This is a genomic window from Dictyobacter arantiisoli (genome assembly GCF_008326305.1).
Taxonomy (GTDB): domain Bacteria; phylum Chloroflexota; class Ktedonobacteria; order Ktedonobacterales; family Ktedonobacteraceae; genus Dictyobacter; species Dictyobacter arantiisoli.
In genome coordinates this window covers 1-1,498 of the sequence record NZ_BIXY01000234.1, presented here as the reverse complement: position 1 = coordinate 1,498, position 1,498 = coordinate 1, and the positions used below count along the sequence as shown (strand labels likewise).

The 1,498-nt window shown below is 42.7% G+C and carries 1 protein-coding gene; it reads left to right on the top strand.

Translation table 11 applies throughout. From position 1 onward, the window contains the following. Positions 1-136: 136 nt before the first annotated feature. Positions 137-1,498 (top strand): transposase (locus F1593_RS27985; protein WP_149404837.1); only part of this gene is annotated, 1,362 nt, incomplete at its 3' end.

The window sequence follows — 1,498 nt, the reverse complement described above, 5'->3', positions numbered from 1 at the left end:
CATGGGTCACCCCGAATCTTTCGAACAAATATTCGAGTGATAAAAGACTCAACAAAGGAAGTGAAACCTAAAAAACCTCCTGAACGATGTAAAGGAAATTGATAAATTCCAAACAGTTCAGGAGGTTTTTGCACCGATGTTTTCTCAGTATGGCACACCAAAAGCAGATGCTCAAACTGCACAGGAACAATCTCAACAGTTATCTCAACAGTTAGAATCCTTCCTCATGCCACTGCTCATCTGTCTTGATGCGTGGCTCGATGCTCGATTAGTTCGTACCTTTCTCAAAACCATTGCCGCAATGACGATGTTTCGACAGCGGTCACAAGGGTTACATTTGAGTGAATTGGGTAGTTATCTTCTCAACGGATCGCAGGCTCCAGCAGCAACAAAAAGGATCGAGCGTCTTCTTCATTCTTCAAAATGGAGTAAAAAGATCATTGAACAATTTTTGTGGGATGGAGCAGAAGAAAAGCTCCATCACTTAGAAGAAGAGCATAATCAAGCATTGTGTGTTTGGGATGGAAGCGTGGTAGAAAAGCCGGAAAGTCAAAAGACAGAAGGAATGTGCTCCGTCAGATCAAGCAAAGGTGCTCGGCTCAAAAAGCAAAGAAAAGGAGTTTATAATTTTCCTCCAGGAAAACCAATCACTGTCTTAGGAATCGAGTGGATCCAATTACTCATAATTGGAATGTCTGGAACACCATGGATCGCGACAACACGTTGGTGGACAAGAAGAGGAGAACGAGCAAGTAATCTGCGTGAACAGGAACAGCAACTTCTCCTTTGTGTGTCGAACAAGTGGGGAAGAAGAGTGGTTCATATCTTCGATCGTGGCTATACCAGTGTCAAATGGCTTCAGTGCCTTTTCGCGCTTCGCCTTCATTTTGTGATGCGAGTAAAAAAAAGGGTGCAGTATCTTGATCAAAAGGGGCAAGAAAAAAAGATATGGGAAATAGCACGTGGAAAAAGATCCTGGGATAAGAGAGAGATATGGGATGCGCGAAAAGGAAAATTCATTGAAATGGGTGTCGTTGCGATGCCAATTTGGCATGCAAAAATAGACAAAACCATCTGGCTTGTTGTTGGCAGAAGAGGGAATGATCCATTATATCTCTTGACTGATGCTGTGATTGAGACAATTGATCAAGCATGGGATGTGCTTGGAGTATATGCACGGCGTTGGCAGATAGAAGTAAGTTTTCGCTATGAAAAGAGTGAATTAGCTATCGAAAGTTCCTGCTTGAGGAAATGGGAGCATCGTGAGAAACTGTTATTGATGCTTACGCTTGTTTATGCTTATCTTATCAGCCTATCAACTCCTTTTTGGGAAAAGACAAGAGAATGGTTGCTACGCTGCTACTGTCATCGTACAGGAAAGAAGCTAAAAGAAACCATCGTACCATTATATCGACTTCGTTGGGCCTTGAGCCGGCTCTGGATTGAGCATCATCCATTCTTTTCTCTTGCTTTTTCTACCACCCCGAATTGTTCGAAC